This window comes from Streptomyces flavotricini, assembly GCF_020639365.1.
GTDB classification, from domain to species: Bacteria; Actinomycetota; Actinomycetes; order Streptomycetales; family Streptomycetaceae; genus Streptomyces; species Streptomyces flavotricini.
Genome location: NZ_JAINUL010000001.1, coordinates 5,308,592 through 5,325,330 on the forward strand (window position 1 = coordinate 5,308,592; position 16,739 = coordinate 5,325,330).

The following is a 16,739-nucleotide window of genomic DNA, read 5'->3' on the forward strand; positions in this document are numbered from 1 at the left end:
CTTCTTTCGCCCCGTGCACGGCGATGCCATCCGGCAACCGCAAGTTCCAGCTTCGCACGTCGGTGTCCTGGCAGAGGGGGCTGCTCGCGGGGCCGTCCGTGTGCTCCCGCTGGTCTAGGGACGCATGATGCGTACGACATCGGGCGCAAACGCCTCGGTGCCGGTGACGCGGGCGAAGCCAGCCACGGTAAGCGTGATCAACTCTGGTAGCTCGGCGAGAGGGCTTATGTCTACTTCGCTGGCGCTCTGGGCCGCGCTGATCGAGAGCGAGCGGACTCCTGGGAAGAGATCGATGATGGGGGCCACGACGCCGGATAGCGTGGTGAGGGTAGCGTCGGTTATCTGCGAGAGCCATCCGATCCGTGGACGCTTAAGTGTTCCCAGATCAACCTCCCACAGATCCATGTGGCTAAGGCGGGCTGGCAGCGCGACTCTGCTGCGGGGCAGAAGCTGCGGTCCGTGAAGCGACAACCGAGTCAGGTTAGGCCACTGGTCGAGCATGCTGAGGAAGCCGGTGTGATCTACATCGAGCCACTCAAGTTGCGGAAGGGCGGGTACACGGGAGGGCGTGAGTAGATCGAGTCCCCAGAGCTGCAGCGAGCGGAGTTCTGTCATCCGCTCCAGCGGCCCGAGGGTTCGGAGCGTGGGGATGTGGCTTAGCGCGAGCTTGTTGATCGCTGTGGTGGCAAGGCTCGTGAGGCCGCTGACCCGCGAGCAACCGTCTAGCCGTAGCTCTTCAAGATGCGGAAAAAGGCTGGTCAGTTGACCAAGATCTGGAAGCTGGCTATTTCCCCAGAGCCCTAGAGACCTAATCTGTTCTGGGTGGGGCATCTTGCCGATCGTGTATGCAGAGTGGTTCCCGTGAAGGGTGATCCGTGTGACCTGGAGAGGCTGGATCGCTTGAATCTGTCGAACTTCCGTGACATGAACATTCGGGAGTTCACCGGTCATGGGGGCGAGTACCTGTGCCACATACTCGTCCGGGTCGAAATTGGTCCACCCTGTACACAGTCCCAAACGTACCCCAAAGTCGCGTGTGCCACTGAAAGACTTAAGGTATGCGAGTGCGCCGTCGCCGCCGATCTCCTTGGCGGTGTGGATGGAGTAGCGGGCCAGCCGCGCGGGCGTATCGGCCGCACTAGGCATTAGGTCGAGCACGAGTGGCCCAATACTGCCTAGTTCGATCGCGTCCTGCCAGGATTGCGGCGGAAGTAGGGATCTGGCATTCGTCTCGACTTTCTCGCGGGTGGCTTCGGGAAGCTCAGTGGCGTGCCTCAGGCAGGCCAGTGCTACTAGGGCGAGCCTCTTACGATTCGTGTCCTCATCAGAGCGGGCAAGAATGGCTTCCAACAGCACAACCCGCTCATCTTCGCGGGCATGAGCGACCGCCATCCGTACGACGTCTTCCCACTGCGCGTCGTGCGCGTTGCGGGCGATGAGCGGAAGATCGCGGGCCTCAACGGCTGCCTTCGCACCGAGGAAGTCCTGAAAGGTCCGGTGGACGAAGTCGATCGTGTCTGGTGTAGGCGTGCGCAGCAGGCCGCTCCGCCGCAGTAGGTGGTTCAGCACCTGCGTCGCATCACCTTGTTGGGCAACCGCGTGCATCGACTTCAGGGCCTCGGCCATGATGGCCAGCGCGGTGTCATGAGGCATCTCCGTTTGGCTGTTGCGGACCAGCCAGTACGCAAGCTTTTGGAGAAGCTGCACGCTCTCCTTCTCGCTGAGCGTGATGCCCTCGGGAGCCACGACCTCGCGTTCATGGTCCCGGCGGTAGAGGAACATCGTCAGCGCTGCTTGGTACAACTCCACGCGGTCGTGGGGTAGCTGACCCCGTCGGTCTCGGTGCAGCGCGCATACGAGCGCGCACAGCAATGGTGTGGTGGTCAACAGTGACAGGTCTCGCTTTGTCCGGACCTGTTCCTTTAGATCGTCCTCTAGGCCGGCGAGGTGGGCTTGTACTTCGGGGTCGTTGGTGCTCGCCTTGGCTGCCGTGTGCCAGCGGGTGACGAAGACGGTTACATCAGCGCGGCTCATCGGTCGGACCGTGAGCTCTCTGAAACCCGACGCGGCCAGCCAGCCCTCCGACACAGCCGTCGGGCGCGTGGTGACCACGAAGCGGACACGCTTATATGCCGCGACCAGCTCGCGCAGCCAGGTCCTAGTCCGCTCGCGCATGAGTTCAGGAACTTCGTCTAGCCCGTCGACCAGCACGATCGCACGTCCTGAGTCGAGGACCCGATCCGCCCACCCTGAGGGCTGGGCGCCGGTGAGTGGACAACCCACGGCAGCTAGGAACTCTTCGGGGGTGGGCAGCCCTTCTCTCCGACCCACGAGTGTGCGGAGCTGCAGGACAAATGCAACCTGAGACTGGTTGGGACTGTCGTCGGGTCCCGGCAGGTCCCCGCTTGCAGCCGCACAGGCGATCCATTGGAGCAGTGTGGTCTTGCCGCTGCCGGCCAGGCCTCTGATGAGCAGAAGGTTGTTCCGGCGCAGGGCATGCTCGGCGCGTTCGACCCGCTGCCCCTGATGGGCCGTGTCCGCCAACTCCAGGCTCAAGTAGGCCGCGTCCAAAGGCCAGCTGGAGGCAGCCGGGCCACGCAGGTCCAAGCCGACAACGGTCAGCTCGCCATGGCGGGTCTTGACGTAGTCACGGTAGCGGGTCTCGAAGGCGACATCGTCCTCCGGAACGGGCCCGACGGGTTTGGTGGCCTTAGCGGTTCCGCCGCGTGCCGAGATGGGGCCACTCGGTCCAGGGCACGCCCTGCGATGAGCGAGCAGCGTTTCCAGGTCCAGACGCAGGATGGGCGCCAGCGCGGCGAGGGTCTCCTCAGTGGGAGGCACAGGGGAGTTGAAAGCCTGACTCACGGTGGTACGACTCAGTTCCGAACGGCTGGTCACCGCCTTCATGCTCAGCCCCCGACTCAGCCGGGCGACTCGCAGGGTTTGTTGCAGCAACGCCAGCGGGTCTGTCTCGCTCATCGGTACGTCGCCCCCAAGGTGTTCAGGAGTGTTCATTCTGAACCAGGCCGCTCATCACCGAACACCGAAACCTCGAAGGTCGTGGCAGCGAGGCGCCCCAACTACGGCTCAGGCGCCCACTACATGAAATCGGAGCCCTGTCATGACCTTCGGAACTCACGAAGCCCTGCTCGCTATGGCCGTTCTCGTTGCCTTCTTCGTGGGCCTGCTGTGCGCGGTAGTGGCAGGTGTACTTGCCAAGGCGGACGGTGCGACGATCCCCGAAGCCGTCACCCGCGCTGGAGTGGCGTTCGCAGCGGCGATGGGGGTGGCCACGGGGCTGCTGACCCTCTTCGGGGAATGACGGGGAGCAAGTTCGGGCCCCTATGGCGTTAGCAGTGACGGAGGTCGGGAGCCGCGCCTTGGGCCGTCTGTGGGCCGTCTGGAGGCGGCCCACGATGGCCAGCAACCACCGTCAACAACCACGACGGGCCCGGCACCAGAAGGTGCCGGGCCCGTCGTTTTGGCTGCTAGACCCAGGTGTCCAGCCACATGCGACCGCGCCAGGAGTCCATCGGGAGGGTCTGGCCCGTGTAGATCGGCCAGAAGTAGATGAAGTTCCAGACGATGAGGAGGACCAGCACGCCCGCCGCGATCGCGCCCAGCGCGCGTCTGCGTTCCGAAGAGCCCGACGGGCCCAGCAGGGCGCCGATCATCATCGCCACCGCCAGGCACAGGTACGGGACGAAGACCACCGCGTAGAAGAAGAAGATGGTCCGCTCCTGGTAGTTGAACCAGGGCAGCAGGCCCGCGCCCAGCGCGCACGCGATCGCGCCCGCCCGCCAGTCACGGCGGAAGAACCACCGCCACAGCACGTACAGCAGCGCGAAGCAGCCCGCCCACCACAGCAGCGGGGTGCCCAGGGCCAGCACCTCGCGGGCGCACTTGCCCGCCTCCGTCGCCGGGCAGCCGTCCGTCCCCGGGTCGGGGGACTCGTAGAAGTAGGAGACGGGCCGGCCCAGGACCAGCCAGCTCCACGGGTTCGACTGGTAGGTGTGGCCCGAGGTCAGGCCCACGTGGAACGCGTAGACCTCCGTCTCGTAGTGCCACAGGCTGCGCAGCCACTCCGGCAGGAACGACAGCGAGCTGTGCTGGTCGTTCTTGGCGGCCCAGTCACGGAAGTAACCGCCCTTGCCGTTGTCCGGGGAGAGGATCCAGCCGGTCCACGAGGCCAGGTACACCGCCACCGCCACCGGCACCGTCGACAGGAAGCCCGGCAGCGCGTCGCGGCGCAGCATCGCCGCGTACGGGGCGCCCGCCCCGGCGGTGCGGCGCGCGGCCGCGTCCCACAGGACGGTCAGCACGCCGAAGAACGCCAGCACGATCAGGCCGTTCCACTTCGTGCCGAACGCCAGACCCAGGCAGACGCCCGCCAGGATCCGGTACGGGCGCCAGCCCAGGCGCAGCGTCTCCGCGACGGTGACGTCCGGACGGGTGCGCCCCTCGTCGTCCACCGGGAGCGCGTCCGCCAGTCTGGCCCGCGCCCGGTCCCGGTCGATGAGCAGCGCCCCGAAGGCGGCCAGGACGAAGAACATGAGGACGAGGTCGAGGAGGGCCGTGCGGCTCATCACCAGGTGCAGGCCGTCCACCGCGAGCAGCGCGCCCGCCAGGCAGCCCAGGAAGGTGGAGCGGAACAGACGGCGTCCGATCCGGCACAGCATCAGCACCGACAGGGTGCCGAGCACCGCCGTCATGAACCGCCAGCCGAACGGCGTGAAGCCGAACATCCACTCGCCGAGCCCGATGACCCACTTGCCGACCGGCGGGTGCACCACGTAACCGGGGTCGAGCGGGAGGGAGACCCCGTCGGGGTTGGCGAGGATCGACTTGTCGATGTCCTTGGGCCAGCTCGCCTCGTAGCCCTGCCGGACGGTGGCCCAGGCGTCCTTGGCGTAGTACGTCTCGTCGAATATCACCGCCTTCGGGCTGCCCAGGTGCACGAAGCGCAGCACCCCGGCCACCAGCGCCACCAGCAGCGGCCCCGCCCACGCCAGCACGCGCTGCCAGGTGCCCGCCGCGGAGAGCGGGACGCCGAGCGCCGCCCACAACTGCGCGGAGGGCCGGGCGTACGGGGGCACCAGGCGGGCGCGGAGGTCCGGACTCGGGGCGTCCGCGCGCCCGGAGCCCGGGCGCGCGGCGCCGACGGGCGGCGCGTAGCCGAAACTGCGCAGGCGGCGCAGCCAGGTGGACGGCTGGTCTACGCGCCCCGCCGGAGGGGCGGGCGGGGCCCCCGCGGGGCTGGGCGGCGGCGTCGCGGTACTGGTCACCGGCTCATCGTAGGGAACGCAGCTGTGCGAACCCCAGTGCCGGGGACCCTCGGTGCCTGTGCCGGGTGGGACGGATGACGTGTGCCGGGCGGGACGGCTGAGAGGATGGGCGGGTGACGACTGACCAGCCCACCGGCTCCGAAACCCCCTCCTCGCCCTCCATCTCCGCGGGCTCCGCGGGCGTGCTCGTGCTCGCGGGCACCCCGATCGGGGATCTCGCCGACGCCCCGCCGCGGCTCGCGGCCGAGCTGGAGCGGGCCGACGTGGTCGCCGCCGAGGACACCCGGAGGCTGCGCCGGCTGACCCAGGGGCTCGGCGTGCACACCACCGGGCGCGTCGTCTCGTACTTCGAGGGCAACGAATCGGCGCGCACGCCGGAGCTCGTGGAGGCGCTGGAGCAGGGCAAGCGGGTGCTGCTGGTGACCGACGCCGGAATGCCGTCCGTCTCCGACCCCGGCTACCGGCTGGTCGCCGCCGCCGTCGAGAAGGACATCAAGGTCACCGCCGTGCCCGGGCCGTCCGCGGTGCTCACCGCGCTCGCCCTTTCGGGGCTTCCGGTCGACCGCTTCTGCTTCGAGGGCTTCCTGCCGCGCAAGGCGGGCGAGCGCCTCGGCCGGCTCCGCGAGGTCGAGGGCGAGCGCCGCACGCTCGTCTACTTCGAGGCCCCGCACCGGCTCGACGACACCCTCGCCGCGATGGCCGAGGTCTTCGGCGCCGACCGGCGGGCCGCCGTGTGCCGCGAGCTGACCAAGACGTACGAGGAGGTCAAGCGCGGCGGGCTCGGCGAGCTGGCGGCCTGGGCCGCCGAGGGCGTGCGCGGCGAGATCACCGTCGTCGTGGAGGGCGCTCCGGCAGCCCGGCCCGGCGACGTGGACGCCGAGGAGCTGGTGCGCAGGGTGCGCGTGCGCGAGGAGGCCGGGGAGCGTCGAAAAGAAGCCATCGCGGCGGTCGCCGCCGAGGCGGGAGTACCCAAGCGGGAGGTCTTCGACGCGGTCGTCGCGGCAAAGAATGCGGCTCAAAAGGTGCCGTAAGACGGTAAAGGGCTAACCTGAAAAGCAAAGCTCAGACCGCGCACCGGGCGCTTTGGGACATGAGTCGCCCAAAGGCCGTCCAACAGTCGACAGGGCCTGATGCGCTCCTGCCCGAAGAGGCGTCCACTGGCAATGGCACCAGTGGAACAAGAGGAGCTGGCATGAGTGAGATCGCAGACACCTCGGTACCCGTACCCGCGCCCGCAGTGGCCGTACCCGTCTCCCTGCCGAAGCCTGGTGTGCACACCGTGCACGAGGCCTACTCCTTCGCGTGCATGAAGTGCGGCTACGCCTGGGAGCAGGGCTACGAGATCGAGCACCACGTCGACGGCAAGGGCCAGCCCTTCATCATCTACACCGTCCAGGGCGAGCGGGTCCCTTCCCCGCTGTCGAACCCGACCTGCCACAACTGCGGCGGGCACGTGGTGCGGATCATGCGAGAAGGCCAGGTGTCCTCGGTTCTCGGCACGATCGACAAGCTCTACCACCACCGCATCTCGCCCGGGATCGCCGGCCCGGTGCCGGCCGGCGCGAACGTCCCGCGGGCCCCGAAGCAGCGCACGACCGCCCCGCACGACGCCCCCGGGCCCGTCTCGGTGGACGAAGGCGCGCGGCGCGGGAGCTGGCTCTCGCGGCTGATGAGGCGCTTCCGCCGGTCGTGAGGGCCTGAGGGACCGGTCATAAGATCGGCTCCATGAGCACTGCCTCCAAGGACACCCCGCCGCCGCTGCCCGAACCCCTCCGGGTGGCGGTGGCGGATTCCCACACCCACCTGGACATGCAGGGCGGCACCGTCGAGGAGGGCCTCGCCAAGGCCGCCTCGGTCGGCGTGACCACCGTCGTCCAGGTCGGCTGCGACGTGAAGGGCTCCCGCTGGGCGGCCGAGACCGCCGCCGCGTACGAGAACGTCCACGCGGCCGTCGCCCTTCACCCGAACGAAGCGCCCCGCATCGTGCTCGGGGACCCCGACGGCTGGTCCCGCCAGGGCGCCCGGGCGGGCGGCGGCGAGGCGGCGCTCGACGAGGCGCTGGCCGAGATCGAGGAACTCGCGAAGCTCGCGCAGGTGAAGGCGGTCGGCGAGACCGGGCTGGACCACTTCCGCACCGGACCCGACGGAATGGCCGCGCAGGAGCGTTCCTTCCGCGCCCACATCGAGATCGCCAAGCGTCAGGGCAAGGCCCTGGCCATCCACGACCGTGAGGCACACGCCGACGTCCTGCGCATCCTGCGCGAGGAGGGCGCGCCCGAGCGGACCGTGTTCCACTGCTACTCCGGGGACGCCGAGATGGCGCGCGAATGCGCCGCCGCCGGGTACTACATGTCCTTCGCCGGGACCGTGACCTTCAAGAACGCCGCCCCGCTGCGCGAGGCCCTCGCCGTGGCCCCGCTGGATCTGGTGCTCGTCGAGACCGACGCCCCGTACCTCACCCCGGCGCCGTACCGCGGACGGCCCAACGCGCCGTACCTCATTCCGCTGACCGTACGGGCGATGGCGGCGGTGCGGGGGATCGACGAGGACGCGATGGCCACCGCCCTGGCGGCGAACACGGCGCGCGCCTTCGACTACTGAGGTCCGCCGGGACCACCCGCCCGCCCGACACGCTGGGTAGCCGTCCGACTTTGGCGAGTGACGGACGTCCGCTAGGGTGCCGTGCCCGAACCGATGGGGCCGGACCAGTGGAGCGAGCGTCGTGAGCGAGAGTCCTTTCACCGGGGTGTACGGGAACGACGCCGTCGCCCCGGACCCCGAGCCCGCCGTGGTGCCCGCCCCGCGCACCGGGGACCGGCGGTCCGCCCGGCGACGCAAGAGCGCCGCCGAGGCGGCCCCCCCGCCCGCCGCCCCGACCGGCCGGCGCCGCGGCGCACCCGCCGGGGGCGGCGCGGACCTCGCGGCGCCCGTGGCCACCGGCCGGCGGCGGCGCGGCGCCCCCGCCGCAGCGGCCGCGGGCCACGGCAACTGGCGGCGGATCGTCCCGCAGGCGCTGGTCGTCGCCTTCCTCGCCGGCGGCACCACGGCCTTCGTCGCCGCCGACAAGTCCGTACGGCTCACCGTGGACGGAGAGCCCCGGACCCTGCACACCTTCGCCGACGACGTCGGCGAACTCCTCGCCGCCGAAGGCCTCGGCGTCGGCCCGCACGACCTCGTCGCCCCCGCCCGCACCGAGGCCCTCGGCGACGGCGACGAGATCGTCGTCCGCTACGGCCGCCCCCTGCGCCTGACCCTCGACGGGCAGAGCCGCCAGGTGTGGACCACCGCGGGCACCGTCGAGGGGGCCCTGCGCCAGTTCGGCGTCCGCGTCGAGGGCGCCTACCTCTCCGCCCCGCGCACCGCCCCCGTGCCCCGGGCCGGGCTCGCCCTCTCCGTCCGCACCGAACGCAGCGTCACCTTCATGGCGGACGGCCGTGAGAGCACCGTCCGCACCAACGCCGCCACCGTCCAGGAGGCCCTCGGCCAGGCCGGGATCACCCTCCAGGGCCAGGACACCACCTCCGTCCCGCCCGCCTCCTTCCCGCGCGACGGCCAGACCGTCACCGTGCTGCGCATCACCGGCACCCGCGAGGTGCGCGAGGAGCGCATCCCGTACGAGACCGAGCGGACCGAGGACGACGACCTGTTCGCCGGCACCGAGGTCGTCGAGCGGGCGGGCCGGCCCGGAGCGCGCCGCGTCACGTACGTCCTGCGCACGGTCAACGGGGTCCGGCAGAAGCCCCGCAAGGTCGCCGAGGAGACCGTCCGCGAGCCGGTCACCCAGCTCGTCAAGGTCGGCACGAGACCGCTGCCCACCTCCGTCGCGGGCGCCGACGGCCTCGACTGGGGGGCGCTGGCGCAGTGCGAGTCCGGCGGCCGCCCCTCCGCCACCGACGCCTCGGGCACGTACGGCGGCCTCTACCAGTTCGACGTCCGCACCTGGCAGAGCCTCGGCGGCTCCGGCCGCCCCCAGGACGCCACGGGCCAGGAGCAGACGTACCGGGCGAAGAAGCTCTACGTGCAAAGGGGCGCGACCCCGTGGCCCCACTGCGGCCGAAGGCTTTACCGGTAGCTGCCAAAGTGACCCTTCGCGAGTGGTGTCGTTGACCGGAAGAGAGCACCGGCGGTCCGTGTTGACCTCGCCTACCCCACGCGGTGCCCAACGCGGCTCGCTCAGGACACACGGTGGCGGCTCCATCCGGGGGTCCGCGTAGTCGGCCGACACCGGCCGCGAGGAGCAGCGTCGGGCGCGGGATTCCAGCTCCACGCCCACGCCACCCCTCCGCGGTGGGAACGCGTTCTCGCACCGGACACTCTGGTCCGGCTCGGGATCGCCCAGCCGATCTGAGACGCTTTACCGGTGAGCACCGCAGAGCAGCAGCCCGAGAGCACGACCAGCAGTACGACCAGCGCGACCTCCGACGCCCTTCTGGGACCGGCGGACATCCGTGAGCTGGCCGCCGTACTCGGCGTGCGGCCCACGAAGCAGAAGGGCCAGAACTTCGTCATCGACGCCAACACGGTGCGCCGCATCGTGCGCACCGCCGAGGTGCGGCCCGACGACGTCGTCGTCGAGGTCGGGCCGGGGCTGGGGTCGCTGACGCTCGCGCTGCTGGAGGCCGCCGACCGGGTCACCGCCGTCGAGATCGACGACATCCTGGCCGCGGCGCTGCCCGCCACCATCGAGGCGCGGATGCCGGAGCGCAAGGACCGCTTCGCGCTGGTGCACTCCGACGCGATGCTGGTGGAGGAACTGCCCGGGCCGGCGCCGACCGCGCTCGTCGCGAACCTGCCGTACAACGTGGCCGTGCCGGTGCTCCTGACCATGCTGGACCGGTTCCCGACCATCGAGCGCACGCTGGTGATGGTGCAGGCGGAGGTCGCCGACCGGCTGGCCGCCGAGCCCGGCAACAAGGTCTACGGGGTGCCGTCCGTCAAGGCCAACTGGTACGCGCACGTCAAGCGCGCCGGGTCCATCGGCCGCAAGGTGTTCTGGCCCGCGCCGAACGTGGACTCGGGCCTGGTCTCGCTGGTGCGGCGGGCCGAGCCGATCAAGACGACCGCCACGAAGGCGGAGGTCTTCGCCGTCGTGGACGCGGCCTTCGCGCAGCGCCGCAAGACCCTGCGGGCCGCGCTGGCCGGCTGGGCCGGCTCCGCGGCGGGCGCCGAGCAGGCGCTGGTCGCCGCCGGTGTGTCCCCGCAGGCGCGCGGGGAATCCCTGACGGTGGAGCAGTTCGCGGCGATCGCCGAGCACAAGCCCGCGGCGGAGAGGCCCGCGCTGTGAACACGAGGAAGAGCGTGACCGTACGGGTCCCGGCGAAGGTCAACGTCCAGCTGGCGGTGGGCGCGGCCCGGGCCGACGGCTTCCACGACCTGGCCAACGTCTTCCTCGCGGTGTCCCTGTACGACGAGGTGACGGTCACCCCGGCCGAGACCCTGACGGTCACCTGCGCCGGCCCGGACGCGGACCAGGTCCCGCTGGACCGTACGAACCTGGCGGCGCGGGCGGCGGAGGTCCTCGCGGCCCGCCACGGCCTGTCCGACGCGGTCCACCTGCACATCGCGAAGAACATCCCGGTCGCCGGGGGCATGGCGGGCGGCAGCGCCGACGGCGCCGGCGCCCTGCTGGCCTGCGACGCCCTGTGGGGCCTGGGCACGCCCCGGGCCGAGCTCCTGAAGATGTGTGCGGAACTCGGCAGCGACGTGCCGTTCAGCCTGGTCGGCGGAGCGGCGCTGGGCACCGGGCGCGGGGAGCTCCTGACCCCGGTCGAGGCGGGCACCTTCCACTGGGTGTTCGCGGTCGCCGACGGCGGGCTGTCGACGCCGGCGGTGTTCCGCGAGTTCGACCGGCTGGCCGAAGGCCGGAGCGTCCCGGTCCCGCAGGCCTCGCCGGCGCTGCTCGCCGCCCTCGCCTCGGGCGAGGCGGACGCCCTCGCCGCGACCCTGGCCAACGACCTCCAGACGGCGGCGCTGTCGCTGCGCCCGCAGCTGGCCGCGACGCTGGAGGCGGGCACCTCCGCGGGGGCCCTGGCCGCGCTGGTCTCCGGCTCCGGCCCGACGACGGCGTTCCTGGTCCGCGACCCGGAATCCGCCCTCAAGGTGGCCGCCGCCCTCGAAGCCTCCGGCACCTGCCGCACCACCCGCACGGCCACCGGCCCGGCCCCGGGAGCGACGGTCCTCTCGTCCTGAGGCGCCCGGGTACCCAGGGCGAAGTGAGTATCTGCGCTCTGTTCCCGCCCGGGTCCCGGGCGGGAACGTGCTCCCATGGGATACGCCGCGCACAGCATCGAGGACCTCGCCGGGGCCACGCCCGCGAGCCGGGACCGGTACGTCGACCTGTTGCGGGTCGCCTCGCTCGGGACCGTGCTGCTCGGGCACTGGCTGATGGCCGCCGTCAGCAGTGACGGCATAGGGAACCTGCTCGCCCTCGTCCCCGCGCTCCAGGTGCTCACCTGGGTCCTGCAGATCATGCCGGTGTTCTTCTTCGTCGGCGGGTTCTCGCACGCCCTGTCGTACCGCTCCCTGGCCCGGCGCGCCGAGGGGCGGCCCGTCTACGCGGCCTTCCTGCGGGCCCGGCTCCAGCGGCTGCTGAGGCCCACCCTCGTCTTCGTCCTCGTCTGGACCGCAGGGGCGCTCGCCGTGCAGCTCGCCGGCGCGGGGGAGGGGAAGCTGACCGGGGCCGCCCTGCGGCTGGTCACCCAGCCACTGTGGTTCATCGGGATCTACCTCGCCATGGTCGCCTTCACCCCGGCGCTGCTGGAGCTCCACCGGCGGTGGGGCTGGGGGGCCTTCGCCGCGCTGGCCGGGGCCGCGGCCGCCGTCGACGTACTGCGCTTCGCGCTCGGCGTCCCGTACGTCGAGTTCCTGAACTTCGGCCTCGTCTGGCTCGCCGTCCACCAGCTCGGCTTCCTGCGCGCCGACGGGCGGATCACCCGGCCCGGGGTGCTCGCCGCCGCCGGGCTGCTCGGCGCCGTGCTGCTCGTCGCGTACGGGCCGTACCCGCTGTCCATGGTCGGGATGCCGGGCGAGAAGGTGTCCAACATGGCCCCGCCCACCCTCGCGCTCCTGCTGCACGGGGCGTGGCTCGTCGGAGCCGTGGAGCTGCTCAAGACGCCCGCCGCCGCGCTGCTCGCCCGGCCCCGCGTCTGGCGCCGCGTCGTCGCCGCCAACGGGATCGCCATGACCGCCTTCCTCTGGCACCTCACCGCCATGCTCGCCGTGTACGCCGCCCAGCTCGGCCTCGGCCTGCGCCTGCCCGCCCCCGCCACCGCCGCGTGGTGGGCCCAGGTCCCCCTCCGGCTGCTCGCCGCCGCCGCGCTGACCGGCGTACTCGTCGCCCTCTTCCGCCGCTTCGAGGCCCCCGGCCGCGGCGGGGCCGAGCCCGGATCCGGGCCGCGCGCGGCCTTCGGTATCACCCTGTGCCTGCTCGGCGTCCTCGGCCTGTCCATGACCGGGCTCGGCGGCCTGCTGGAGGGGCACAGCGCCACCCTGGTCGCCCTGCCGGTCACCGCGCCCGCCGCCATCGGCATGGCTCTGGGAGGCTGGCTCCTGGTGGAGCGTCCGGCGCCGGTCCGGAGGGTTAGGCTGAGGGGCTGATCCACACCCTTCCCTGGAGCGCGTCTGATGGCCGTCAATCTGGTCAATGTCGAGGCAGTCGGCAAGGTGTACGGAACCCGTGCCCTGCTCGACGGCATCTCCCTCGGCGTGTCCGAGGGAGACCGGATCGGTGTCGTGGGCCGCAACGGCGACGGCAAGACCACCCTCATCCGCATGCTCGCGAAGCTGGAGGAACCCGACACCGGCCGGGTCACCCAGAGCGGCGGCCTGCGCATGGGCGTCCTCACCCAGCACGACTCCCTCGACCCCGCGGCCACCATCCGCCACGAGATCATCCGGGACATGGCCGACCACGAGTGGGCCGGCAACGCCAAGATCCGCGACGTGCTCACCGGGCTCTTCGGCGGCCTCGACCTCCCGGGCTTCGGCCAGGGCCTCGACACCGTCATCGGGCCGCTCTCCGGCGGTGAGCGCCGCCGCATCGCGCTCGCCAAGCTGCTCATCGCCGACCAGGACCTCCTCGTCCTGGACGAGCCCACGAACCACCTCGACGTCGAGGGCATCTCCTGGCTGGCCAAGCACCTCCAGGAGCGCCGCTCCGCGCTCGTCTGCGTCACCCACGACCGCTGGTTCCTCGACCAGGTCTGCACCCGCATGTGGGACGTCCAGCGCGGCACCGTGTACGAGTACGAGGGCGGCTACAGCGATTACGTCTTCGCCCGCGCCGAGCGCGAACGGATCGCCGCCACCGAGGAGACCAAGCGGCAGAACCTGATGCGCAAGGAGCTCGCCTGGCTGCGCCGCGGCGCCCCCGCCCGGACCTCCAAGCCGCGCTACCGCATCGAGGCCGCCAACGAGCTCATCGCCGACGTGCCGGAGCCGCGCGACAAGTCCGAGCTGATGCGCTTCGCCAACGCCCGCCTCGGCAAGACCGTGTTCGACCTGGAGAACGTCACCGTCCAGGCCGGGCCGAAGACCCTGCTCAAGCACCTCACCTGGCACCTCGGCCCCGGCGACCGCGTCGGCCTCGTCGGCGTCAACGGCGCGGGCAAGACCTCGCTGCTGCGCGCGCTCGCGGAGGCGGCCCGTACGCAGGGCGACGTCCAGCCGGCCGCCGGGTCCGTCACCGTCGGCAAGACCGTCAAGCTGGCGTACCTCTCCCAGGAGGTCGGCGAACTCGACCCGTCCCTGCGGGTCCTGGAGGCCGTGCAGCGCGTGCGCGACCGCGTGGACCTCGGCAAGGGCCGCGAGATGACGGCCGGTCAGCTGTGCGAGCAGTTCGGCTTCACCAAGGAGAAGCAGTGGACGCCCGTCGGCGACCTCTCCGGTGGCGAGCGGCGCCGGCTGCAGATCCTGCGGCTGCTGATGGACGAGCCCAACGTGCTCTTCCTCGACGAGCCCACCAACGACCTCGACATCGAGACCCTGACCCAGCTGGAGGACCTCCTCGACGGCTGGCCGGGCTCGATGATCGTGATCTCCCACGACCGGTTCTTCATCGAGCGCACCACCGACACGGTGATGGCGCTGCTGGGCGACGCGAGCCTGCGGATGCTGCCGCGCGGCCTGGACGAGTACCTGGAGCGCCGGCAGAAGATGATCGAGGCGGCCGCCCCGGCGCCCGCCCCGGCCGCGGCCAAGTCGAGTGCCTCCGGCGACGCGCGCGCCGCGAAGAAGGAGCTCCAGAAGATCGAGCGCCAGCTCAACAAGATGTCCGACCGCGAGACGAACCTGCACGCGCAGATCGCCGAGAACGCCACCGATTTCGACAAGGTCGCCAAGCTCGACGCCGAGCTGCGCGAACTCATCTCGGACCGGGACGAATTGGAGATGCGCTGGCTGGAGCTGGCCGAGGACGCGTAGGCGGCGTCGGAGGCCGGGGCGGGCGAAGGCTCCAACTGACCGGATAACGGCGCTGTCACGGGCCGGTCCTCCCTTGGGAACAGGGGCTGGACCGGCCCGATGTAAGAGCGCTGTCAGTGATAGAAAGGTCATCCCCCTACGCCACCCGACGCCGAAGGTATGCGCTGATGACCGAGCCGCCCCAGCCGCCGAACCAGCCGCCGACACCTTCCGGTTACGGTCACCTGCCCGGTCCGCCGCAGCCCGGGTACGGATACCCGCAGCAGGGCGAGAACCCGTACGCGCAGCAGCCGCCGACGCAGCCCATGCACCCGATGCCGCAGCCGCCGATGCCGCAGCAGGGCCACTTCCCGCCGCCCCCCGGCATGCCCACCGTCGGCGTGCACCCGGCCGGGGGCGCACCGCGGCCGAAGAACAGGACGGCGGTCGTCGTCGCGGCGGCCGTCGCCGGCGTGCTCGTCCTCAGTGCCGGCGGCTACTTCGCCTTCCTCGACGGCGGGGACGGGGATCCGAAGAAGCCCGTCGCGCAGGGCTCCGCCCCCGCCGACGACAAGCCCTCCGCCGCGGTGGACAAGGGCGACGGCAGCGGCAACGGCGGCAAGGAGTCCGAGGACCTCAACGCCGGCCGCAAGCAGGGCGAGGACAAGACCCTCTGGCTCAAGACGGCCAAGGTCGACGGTCCCGGCCTGGGCGTGGACTCCGCCGGCCAGTGGATCGTCGGCGACACCGTCGTCAAGAGCGTCTGGAAGAACCTCACCGCGTACGGGGTCACCGACGGCAAGGAGAAGTGGACGCTCGCGTTCCCCACTCCCATCTGTTCCGTCACCAAGCAGACCACCGCCGAGTCCAAGACCGTCGTCATGGTCAAGGACGGCGACGGCGACTCCGCCACCTGCAACCAGATGAAGCAGGTCGACCTCAAGGCCGGCAAGGAGGGCTGGACGAAGGAGGTCCCCAAGGAGGGGCTCTTCGACATCATGACCAGCCCCAGCCTGGGCATCACCGGCGACACCGTCGCCGTCAGCCGCAGCGGCACCGCCAGCGCCTTCAAGGTGAGCACCGGCGACAAGCTCTTCGGCAGCGCCAACGCCGAGGGCTGCAAGCCCGACTCGTACGTGGCGGCCAAGAACAAGATGATCGCCATCTCGACCTGCTACGACGACGACCTCTCCAGCGAGGTCTCCGACGCCGACCCGGTCACCGGCAAGAAGACCTGGACCTTCAAGCTGCCGGCCAAGTACAAGGTCGGCGCCGTCTACTCGCTCGACCCCCTCGTCCTCGACATCGGCAACCAGGACAAGAAGGAACGTGCCATCGTGGTCCTCGGACCCGACGGGAAGCAGCGCGCCACCGTCAGCGGCGAGGGCAGCTTCGCCACCGAGTGCACCAACGGCCTCTTCCGCTCCGTCGAGGTGTGTTCCACCACCGCCGTGGACGGCAACACCCTCTACATGCCGACCGTCGCCGAGTCCGGCAAGGCCAACGAGATCGTCGCCTTCGACCTGGACAGCGGAAAGGCCAAGTGGCGCACCCCGGCCGGGGACGGCCGCACCATCACCCCGCTGAGCGCCGCGAACGGGCAGCTGATCGCCTACCGCAAGGCCACCTCCGAGCAGGGCGGCGAGGTCGTCTCGATCCCGGCCGCCGGTGGCACGCCCACCGTGGTGCTGCGCAACCCGTCGGGAACCTCCGCCCCGATCGAGAGCAGTTTCTTCACCCCGATCGTCGACTACGTGGACGGCCGGCTCTTCGTGTCCCAGTCCCGCCTTCTCGCCAAGGGCGCCGCCGAGAAGCTCCTGATGGTCTTCGGCAAGTGACGAGCAGCAAGTCCCCCGAGCCGCCCACCGAGAGGCAGTAGCAAGCGATGAGCACCCCGCCGCCCCCCAACCAGCCGCCCGCCGGCGGCTTCGGAGCGCCGCAGGAACCCCCCGCCGGGGGCTTCGGCGCGCCGCCGCCGGTGCCGCCCGTGCCGCCGGCCGCCCCGCAGCAGCCGCCGGCCGCCCCGCAGCCGCCGACGGCGCCGCAGCAGCCGCC

Annotated in this window: 12 protein-coding genes; 10 read left to right on the plus strand and 2 right to left on the minus strand. The window is 71.1% G+C overall.

Translation table 11 applies throughout. From position 1 onward, the window contains the following. Nucleotides 1–114: 114 nt before the first annotated feature. Nucleotides 115–2,979 carry an NACHT domain-containing protein gene (locus K7B10_RS24185; protein ID WP_229339046.1) on the minus strand — a complete coding sequence of 955 codons (2,865 nt, stop codon included), beginning with the start codon at nucleotides 2,977–2,979 and terminating at the stop codon, nucleotides 115–117. Nucleotides 2,980–3,121: 142 nt separating this feature from the next. On the opposite strand from K7B10_RS24185, the gene K7B10_RS24190 reads away from it, so the two are divergent. Continuing rightward, complete coding sequence (locus tag K7B10_RS24190) at nucleotides 3,122–3,322, plus strand: hypothetical protein (protein WP_229339047.1); 201 nt, start codon at nucleotides 3,122–3,124, stop codon at nucleotides 3,320–3,322. A 166-nt stretch (nucleotides 3,323–3,488) separates the two neighbouring features. On the opposite strand, the gene K7B10_RS24195 is transcribed toward K7B10_RS24190, so the two are convergent. Next, complete coding sequence (locus K7B10_RS24195) at nucleotides 3,489–5,285, minus strand: dolichyl-phosphate-mannose--protein mannosyltransferase (protein ID WP_372481451.1); 1,797 nt, start codon at nucleotides 5,283–5,285, stop codon at nucleotides 3,489–3,491. A 161-nt stretch (nucleotides 5,286–5,446) separates the two neighbouring features. Here K7B10_RS24195 and rsmI point away from each other — a divergent pair, with 161 nt between their 5' ends. The 9 genes from rsmI to K7B10_RS24240 all read left to right on the plus strand — a co-directional run bounded on the left by rsmI (nucleotide 5,447) and on the right by K7B10_RS24240 (nucleotide 16,522). Beyond that, nucleotides 5,447–6,316 (plus strand): 16S rRNA (cytidine(1402)-2'-O)-methyltransferase, encoded by an 870-nt coding sequence (gene rsmI, locus K7B10_RS24200; RefSeq protein WP_229345336.1) that lies wholly within the window; start codon nucleotides 5,447–5,449, stop codon nucleotides 6,314–6,316. A 161-nt stretch (nucleotides 6,317–6,477) separates the two neighbouring features. Next, the gene (locus tag K7B10_RS24205) at nucleotides 6,478–6,978 is read left to right on the plus strand and encodes a hypothetical protein (protein WP_372481452.1); all 501 of its coding nucleotides are present in this window, start codon (nucleotides 6,478–6,480) and stop codon (nucleotides 6,976–6,978) included. A gap of 32 nt (nucleotides 6,979–7,010) precedes the next feature. Then, a complete protein-coding gene (locus K7B10_RS24210) occupies nucleotides 7,011–7,886 on the plus strand; it encodes a TatD family hydrolase (RefSeq protein WP_229339049.1) in 876 nt (291 codons plus the stop codon). 121 nt (nucleotides 7,887–8,007) lie between these two features. Continuing rightward, on the plus strand, nucleotides 8,008–9,357 hold the full coding sequence (locus tag K7B10_RS24215) for a resuscitation-promoting factor (protein ID WP_308284631.1): 1,350 nt from the start codon (nucleotides 8,008–8,010) through the stop codon (nucleotides 9,355–9,357). A gap of 288 nt (nucleotides 9,358–9,645) precedes the next feature. Next, the gene (gene rsmA / locus K7B10_RS24220) at nucleotides 9,646–10,569 is read left to right on the plus strand and encodes a 16S rRNA (adenine(1518)-N(6)/adenine(1519)-N(6))-dimethyltransferase RsmA (protein ID WP_229339052.1); all 924 of its coding nucleotides are present in this window, start codon (nucleotides 9,646–9,648) and stop codon (nucleotides 10,567–10,569) included. Further along, nucleotides 10,566–11,474 (plus strand): 4-(cytidine 5'-diphospho)-2-C-methyl-D-erythritol kinase, encoded by a 909-nt coding sequence (locus tag K7B10_RS24225; protein WP_229339054.1) that lies wholly within the window; start codon nucleotides 10,566–10,568, stop codon nucleotides 11,472–11,474. The genes rsmA and K7B10_RS24225 overlap by 4 nt, the downstream gene beginning before the upstream one ends. 75 nt (nucleotides 11,475–11,549) lie before the next feature. Beyond that, nucleotides 11,550–12,881, plus strand: a complete 1,332-nt coding sequence (locus tag K7B10_RS24230; RefSeq protein ID WP_229339056.1) for an acyltransferase family protein — start codon at nucleotides 11,550–11,552, stop codon at nucleotides 12,879–12,881. A 27-nt stretch (nucleotides 12,882–12,908) separates the two neighbouring features. Then, nucleotides 12,909–14,705 (plus strand): ABC-F family ATP-binding cassette domain-containing protein, encoded by a 1,797-nt coding sequence (locus tag K7B10_RS24235; protein ID WP_229339058.1) that lies wholly within the window; start codon nucleotides 12,909–12,911, stop codon nucleotides 14,703–14,705. A 167-nt stretch (nucleotides 14,706–14,872) separates the two neighbouring features. Beyond that, entirely contained in the window at nucleotides 14,873–16,522 is a 1,650-nt protein-coding gene (locus K7B10_RS24240) for an outer membrane protein assembly factor BamB family protein (protein ID WP_229339060.1), read from the plus strand. The last annotated feature ends 217 nt before the right edge of the window (nucleotides 16,523–16,739 follow it).

What these genes read in the sequence shown, in the direction of transcription:
- K7B10_RS24210 (WP_229339049.1), top strand. Translation starts at nt 7,011, where the DNA reads ATGAGCACTGCCTCCAAGGACACCCCGCCGCCGCTGCCCGAACCCCTC.
- K7B10_RS24230 (WP_229339056.1), top strand. Translation starts at nt 11,550, where the DNA reads ATGGGATACGCCGCGCACAGCATCGAGGACCTCGCCGGGGCCACGCCC.
- K7B10_RS24235 (WP_229339058.1), top strand. Translation starts at nt 12,909, where the DNA reads ATGGCCGTCAATCTGGTCAATGTCGAGGCAGTCGGCAAGGTGTACGGA.
- K7B10_RS24205 (WP_372481452.1), top strand. Translation starts at nt 6,478, where the DNA reads ATGAGTGAGATCGCAGACACCTCGGTACCCGTACCCGCGCCCGCAGTG.
- K7B10_RS24190 (WP_229339047.1), top strand. Translation starts at nt 3,122, where the DNA reads ATGACCTTCGGAACTCACGAAGCCCTGCTCGCTATGGCCGTTCTCGTT.
- K7B10_RS24240 (WP_229339060.1), top strand. Translation starts at nt 14,873, where the DNA reads ATGACCGAGCCGCCCCAGCCGCCGAACCAGCCGCCGACACCTTCCGGT.
- K7B10_RS24185 (WP_229339046.1), bottom strand. Translation starts at nt 2,979, where the DNA reads ATGAGCGAGACAGACCCGCTGGCGTTGCTGCAACAAACCCTGCGAGTC.